We start from the raw sequence: 6,426 nt of genomic DNA, 5'->3' as shown, positions 1-6,426 counted from the left end.
TTGTCTGGTGACAATGGCAAGGAGGTCACACCTGTTCCCATGCCGAACACAGAAGTTAAGCTCCTTAGCGCCGATGGTAGTCGGACTTACGTTCCGCAAGAGTAGGACGTTGCCAGGCAGCATTAATAGGATGCGATGAGCCGAGACCGAGAGGTCTCTTTTTTTTATGTCAAAAAAGGCTTAACTTCTCCAGTTCGAAGAACTGAAAAGCCTAAAATAAGCTATTATGAGAAAGTGTTTGAAGCTGACGAACTGAGCAAAAGACGAAGCGAGCTTACAAGCGGTATTGATTAAATGAACATACAAGTCAAAACTCGTATGTAAGAATAACTAAATCCAATAAATTGGAAAGACACTCTATATATGAACGTACTTACTGCAGTAAATAGAATGAGTGCGACTACAGGAGCAAACATACACCTAACAAGTAATGTACGATCAAAATTGCAAAATAATTTTAAATATAAAGAGGCCTAACCCTATATAGTAAGGATTAGGCCTCTTATAATGCTTAAATCAGCAATGAATATAACATTTTATTTTCGTTAATATAAATATTTGATTTATCAAATTCATCAACATTTGCTTTTAAATGTCCCAAATCTTTATGATTATTCAACTGAATACCTATAATTACAGTTCCAGTATTTTGGGAAGATTTTTTGAGATATTCAAATTTCGTAATATCATCTTTAGGACCAAGTACTTCGTTAACAAATTCTCTTAATGCGCCTGGACGTTGCGGGAAATTTAGGATGAAGTAATGCTTCATCTCTTCAAATAATAATGAACGTTCTTCAATTTCCTTCATACGATTAATATCATTATTGCCACCACTAACAACACAGACAACAGTTTTTCCTTTGATTTCTGCTTGATATTGATCAAGTGCAGCTACACTTAATGCACCCGCAGGTTCAGCAATAATAGCTTGTTTAGAGTACATATCTAAAATAGTTGAACAAACAGCACCCTCATGTACTTGGATATAATCATCAACGATATCTTTAGAAATATCAAAAGTAATTTGTCCAACACGCGCTACAGATGCGCCATCTACAAATTTATCAATATCTGGTAAAGTAACTAGTTGATTTTCCAATACTACTGAAGTATACATACTTGCTGCACCCGCAGGCTCAACACCTATAATTGAAGTTTCTGGAGAATGCGTTTTGAAATAAGTACCAACTCCAGAAATTAAACCACCACCACCGATTGCAGCAAATAAATAATCGAATTGAATGTCGTTATCTTTAGATTGTTCAAGTATTTCTTTAGCTAATGTGCCTTGACCAGCAATAGTATAAATATTATTAAAAGGGTCAATAAAGTTCATTTTATTTTCTTCAGTATAAACAAGGGCTTCTTTAAGGCAGTCGTCAAAAGTATCACCAGTTAATACGACTTCAGTATTGTCGCCACCAAAGAATTTCACTTGGTTAATTTTTTGAAGTGGGGTAGTTACTGGCATAAATATGACAGTATTCAAGTTTAAGTTACTAGCTGTATAAGCTACGCCTTGTGCATGATTACCCGCACTTGCACACGTGATACCGTTTTGACGATCAGCTTCATCTAAAGCAATAATCGCGTTATATGCACCTCTGAGTTTAAATGACCTAACCCATTGCAAATCTTCACGTTTTAAATAAACGTTACAATCATATTTTTGTGATAAATAGTGATCTTTTTGTAATGGTGTCTCTTTAACTATATCTTTTAATTGTAAATAAGCTTCATCTATATCCTTTGAAGAAACTGTTGTTTTTACAGTCATTAGTTTCACCCTTTTTGTATTAATTAGTATGTTTTTGCTGCTTCGTAATTTTTGATTGCATCTTCAAACTGTAAAGTGATATCAATATCATCAAGTCCATTGACGAGTTTTTTCTTCCATGTTTCATCAATTTGAAAATCAAATGATTTATCTTTTGTCGAAACAGTTTGATTTGGTAAATCTATTGTAATCTCTCCAGCATCTGCTAGATACTCTCTTGCTTCTTTGTCTAATACAATAGGCAACATTGCATTTTTAGTACAATTCATATAAAAAATATCACTATAGCTACCGGCGATAATAATGTCAAAACCATAGTCTTTAATAGCCCATGCCGCATGTTCACGACTGGATCCACATCCAAAATTTTCACCAGTAATTAAAATTGAAGCATCTTTATATTCTGGTTTATTAGGATTAAAATCTGGGTTATCAGAACCATCATCTAAATAGCGCCATTCATCAAATGCAAAAGGTCCAAAACCTGACTTAGAAATACGTTTTAAATGTACTTTTGGAATAATTTGATCGGTATCAATATTGTCATTAAAAAGTGGTACGACTTTACCAGTGTATGTTGTGATTGGTTTGATTTCCATTTTATACAACCACCTTTCTAACATCTACAAATTTTCCATTAATAGCAGCAGCTGCTGCCATTGCAGGTGATACTAAATGAGTACGAGCGCCTTTACCTTGTCGTCCTTCAAAGTTACGGTTACTCGTAGAAGCACAATGTACACCATTAGGCACTTGGTCTGGATTCATTCCCAGGCACATGGAGCATCCAGGCTCTCTCCAATCAAAACCAGCGTCTTTAAATATTTTATCAAGACCTAATTTTTCAGCTTCTATCTTAACTGTACGTGAACCTGGTACAACAATTGCAGTAATGTTTGGGTGTACTTTATTCCCTTTAACGACGTGACTTGCTTCAACCAAGTCAGAAAGGCGAGCATTAGTACAAGAACCTAAGAATACATAACCTAAGTCTATGTCCTCAGCTTTTTGACCAGGTTGAAGGCCCATGTAATTATAAGCACGTTCATCATTTACATTTTGTATTTCAGGGAAGGGCGTATTAAAACTTACACCCATTTCAGGATTTGTACCCCAAGTTACTTGAGGTTCTAGATCAGTTACATCTAAAGTGATCACTCTATCAAATTCTGCATCTTCATCAGTATATAGTTCGCGCCATGCATCAATATCATATTTATAATTTGTAGCATAAGGACGTCCTTTAACATACTCAAAAGTTGTTTCATCTGGAGCCATCATACCGTATTTTGCACCAGCTTCTATAGCCATATTGCAAATTGTCATTCTCGCTTCCATGGATAAACTGCGAATTGTTTCACCAGAAAATTCTAGAGCATAACCAGTACCGAAATCAACACCATGTTGATTGATAAGATGCAAAATAATATCTTTTGCGTAAACACCTGTAGGTAATTTACCATTTACTTCAATTTTTAAATTTTTAGGTTTAGTTTGCCAAAGTGATTGTGTTGCAAAAACGTGTTCAACTTCACTTGTACCAATACCAAAAGCGATTGCACCAAAAGCACCATGAGTCGCAGTATGTGAGTCACCGCAGACGATGGTTTTTCCTGGTTGAGTCAATCCTGTTTCTGGGCCAACCATATGAACGATACCTTGTTCATCGGATCCCATATCAAAAATATGAACACCAAAGGCCTTTGCATTTTTTTGTAAAGTTGTGATTTGTTTGTTTGCAATTTCATCTTTAATATTGAAAATATCGACCGTTGGCACGTTATGATCAAGTGTTGCATAGGTTAAATCAGGTCTACGCAATTGTCTATTTTGTAGTCTTAATCCTTCAAAAGCTTGAGGAGATGTGACTTCATGTATTAGATGTAGGTCAATATATAATAATTGTGGGTCACCTTCTTTACCAGTTAAGACATGCTTGTTCCAAACTTTATCAAATAGTGTTTTACCCATATGACATCTCCTCCTTTTTAAAGATTTTCTTTGACGTAATTAAAAATTTCTGATGTAAGATAATTACCATTGAGATCACGGGTTGTTTTTCCTTCTTTTATTAATTGATATATAACATTTTCTAATTTATCTGCTGCTTTGTCTTCATTTAGACTTTCTCTAAGACACATTGCCACGGATAGTAACATGCCAAAAGGATTGGCAATATCTTGATTTGCAATATCTGGAGCTGAACCATGAATAGGTTCATATAGTCTTGGACCTTGTTCGCTAAAGCTTGCTGAAGGTGATAATCCCAAAGAACCAGGAATGACTGAAGCTTCGTCACTTAAAATATCGCCAAATAAATTTTCTGTCACAATGACATCAAATTGTGATGGATTTGTTATTAAGTGCATGGCACAAGCATCGACGAGTAAATGGTTTACCTCAACATCAGGATATGATTGAGATACTTCATTTATTACATTTCTCCATAATTTACTAGATGAAAGTACATTTTCTTTATCAACTGAAGTTAACTTTTTATGACGCTTTTGAGCTAATTCAAAACCAACTCTAGCAATTCTTTCGATTTCATCTCTAGTATAAGTCAAGGAATCCAGTGCGTCGTTTTCACTTAATTGTTTTGGTTCACCAAAATAGATGCCACCGGTTAATTCTCTTACTAAAATAAAATCTGTATTTGCGACACGTTCTTCTTTAATAGGGGATAAATGGCTTGTGCCATTTGTAACTGTAGTGGGGCGTATATTTGCAAACAGACCCAAAGCTTTACGAATGCCAAGTAAACCTTGTTCTGGTCTATTATTTGGATCTGTCCACTTGGGTCCCCCCACAGCACCTAATAGGATTGCGTCTGCATTTTTACAAGCATTTAATGTGGAATCTGGAAGTGGTTTGCCATGATTATCTATAGCAATACCACCAAAGTCATGTGATTCTAATTCATATTCAAAATGAAATTCTTTACTTAGCTGTTGTAATATTTCTAATGAACCATTTAATATTTCTGGTCCAATTCCGTCTCCAGGAAGGGCTACAATCTTATAACTCATGAATGAATACCTTCTTCCACTTTTGTATTAGCTACATATTTCGCATGCGCTTCAACATATGATTTACAAGAAGCGAGTAAGATATCGTGGTCAATACCTACACCAGTAACAATTTGATCATCTATCTTAATCTGAACATGTACTTCAGCTTGAGCATCTGTGCCTTCAGTAACAGAGTCTATGCGATATTCAATAAGTTCTGTTTTACGATCAAAGATACGATCAACAGCGTTGTATACAGAAACAATGGAGCCTGTTCCAATACTTGAATCTTGGTACGTATTACCGTCTATATCTTTAATTACAACGACAGCACTTTGTAAACCATTAGAAACAAATTGTAATTGAAGTGTCTCTACTTTATAAATTGCATTTTGTTCATGTTCCGTACCTTGAATTAAAGCATGGATGTCACGATCAGTTACTGCTTTTTTCTTATCAGCGACCGTTTTAAATTGTTTGAATAAAGTTTTTTGTTCTTCAGGATCAACATCGTAACCTAGGGCAGTTAGTTTTTCTGCAAAAGCGTGCTTACCAGAAAGTTTACCAAGTGGTAATTCTGTTGTTTTAACTCCGACAAGTTGAGGTGTCATAATTTCATAAGTTTCTGGATTTTTAAGAACGCCATCTTGGTGTATACCTGATTCATGACTAAATGCGTTTTGTCCAACAATGGCTTTGTTTCTTGGGACTCGAATACCTGCGAATCGAGCAATTAAATCAGATGTTTGTTTTGTTTCTTCTAAATTAATTTGAGTTTGATTATCATAATGATCTTGTCTAACATAAAGGCCCAGTGCAACTTCTTCTAAAGCTGTATTACCAGCACGTTCGCCAATACCATTAAGCGTGCCTTCAATACGTTTTGCGCCATTCTCTATTGCTGCCATACTATTTGCTACTGCTAGGCCTAAATCATCGTGACAATGTGCGCTATAAATCACATCATGATCAGCATGAACAGATTCTTGTAACGTTTTGAAAATTTCACCATATTCTTTAGGATAGCTAAAACCTACAGTATCAGGGATGTTAATTACACTAGCGCCTGCATCAACAGCTGTTTGAACACATTCAATTAAAAATGGTAATTCCGTTCTTGTTGCATCTTCTGGTGAAAACTGAACAACATCAAAATATTGTTTAGCATAAGAAACATGCTCCTTAATAGATGCTAATACTTCTTCTTTTGACATCATTAGTTTTGAATCACGATGGATAGGGCTTGTTGCAATAAATACATGAATCCTAGGTTTAGCTGCTGCTTTAGTTGATTCGTATACTGCATCTATGTCTTTTTTTACACAACGTGCTAAGCCACAGACAGCGGTAGTAGTTAATGTTTTAGCAATAGCTTCAACTGATTTGAAACTACCAGAACTAGAAGCGGGGAAACCTGCTTCAATAATGTCTACGCCCCATTTTTCAAGTTGTTTAGCAATCTTTAATCTTTCATCGAATGAAAAATTTACGCCAGGTGTTTGTTCGCCGTCTCTTAGTGTTGTATCAAAAATTTGAATATGGCTACTCATTTTCAACATCTCCTATAAATGAATTTTAGACAATCATATTTATCGAGAAATTTGAAACATCTTACCAAGTTAGCTAATGCAAAAT

5 protein-coding genes and 1 rRNA gene are annotated in these 6,426 nt (G+C 35.2%); 1 reads left to right on the top strand and 5 read right to left on the bottom strand.

Features of this window, described 5'->3' with window-relative positions:
* Window positions 1-3: 3 nt before the first annotated feature.
* Window positions 4-118: ribosomal RNA gene (gene rrf, locus ACP7BT_RS11445) — 5S ribosomal RNA — on the top strand.
* A 393-nt stretch (window positions 119-511) separates the two neighbouring features.
* On the opposite strand, the gene ilvA is transcribed toward rrf, so the two are convergent.
* From ilvA to ACP7BT_RS11420, 5 genes are read right to left on the bottom strand one after another with little or no spacing between them, the layout of a single operon-like run.
* On the bottom strand, window positions 512-1,780 hold the full coding sequence (gene ilvA / locus ACP7BT_RS11440; RefSeq protein ID WP_041079881.1) for a threonine ammonia-lyase IlvA: 1,269 nt from the start codon (window positions 1,778-1,780) through the stop codon (window positions 512-514).
* A 23-nt stretch (window positions 1,781-1,803) separates the two neighbouring features.
* Window positions 1,804-2,379, bottom strand: coding sequence for a 3-isopropylmalate dehydratase small subunit (leuD, locus tag ACP7BT_RS11435; RefSeq protein ID WP_002482760.1), 576 nt, complete (start codon window positions 2,377-2,379; stop codon window positions 1,804-1,806).
* 1 nt (window position 2,380) lies between these two features.
* A complete protein-coding gene (gene leuC / locus ACP7BT_RS11430) occupies window positions 2,381-3,751 on the bottom strand; it encodes a 3-isopropylmalate dehydratase large subunit (protein WP_002482761.1) in 1,371 nt (456 codons plus the stop codon).
* Window positions 3,752-3,768: 17 nt separating this feature from the next.
* On the bottom strand, window positions 3,769-4,809 hold the full coding sequence (gene leuB / locus ACP7BT_RS11425; protein ID WP_011302711.1) for a 3-isopropylmalate dehydrogenase: 1,041 nt from the start codon (window positions 4,807-4,809) through the stop codon (window positions 3,769-3,771).
* The gene (locus ACP7BT_RS11420) at window positions 4,806-6,341 is read right to left on the bottom strand and encodes a 2-isopropylmalate synthase (protein ID WP_011302712.1); all 1,536 of its coding nucleotides are present in this window, start codon (window positions 6,339-6,341) and stop codon (window positions 4,806-4,808) included. The genes leuB and ACP7BT_RS11420 overlap by 4 nt, the downstream gene beginning before the upstream one ends.
* Window positions 6,342-6,426 lie beyond the last annotated feature (85 nt).

The sequence above is a fragment of the Staphylococcus sp. Y174-1 genome (genome assembly GCF_049897865.1).
Lineage (GTDB): Bacteria > Bacillota > Bacilli > Staphylococcales > Staphylococcaceae > Staphylococcus > Staphylococcus saprophyticus.
Note: the sequence above shows the minus strand (reverse complement) of the source record. Positions and strands in the feature narration are given on the sequence as shown.

Coding starts and splice junctions, on each gene's coding strand:
- ilvA (WP_041079881.1), bottom strand. CDS start 1,780: ATGACTGTAAAAACAACAGTTTCTTCAAAGGATATAGATGAAGCTTAT.
- leuD (WP_002482760.1), bottom strand. CDS start 2,379: ATGGAAATCAAACCAATCACAACATACACTGGTAAAGTCGTACCACTT.
- leuC (WP_002482761.1), bottom strand. CDS start 3,751: ATGGGTAAAACACTATTTGATAAAGTTTGGAACAAGCATGTCTTAACT.
- leuB (WP_011302711.1), bottom strand. CDS start 4,809: ATGAGTTATAAGATTGTAGCCCTTCCTGGAGACGGAATTGGACCAGAA.
- ACP7BT_RS11420 (WP_011302712.1), bottom strand. CDS start 6,341: ATGAGTAGCCATATTCAAATTTTTGATACAACACTAAGAGACGGCGAA.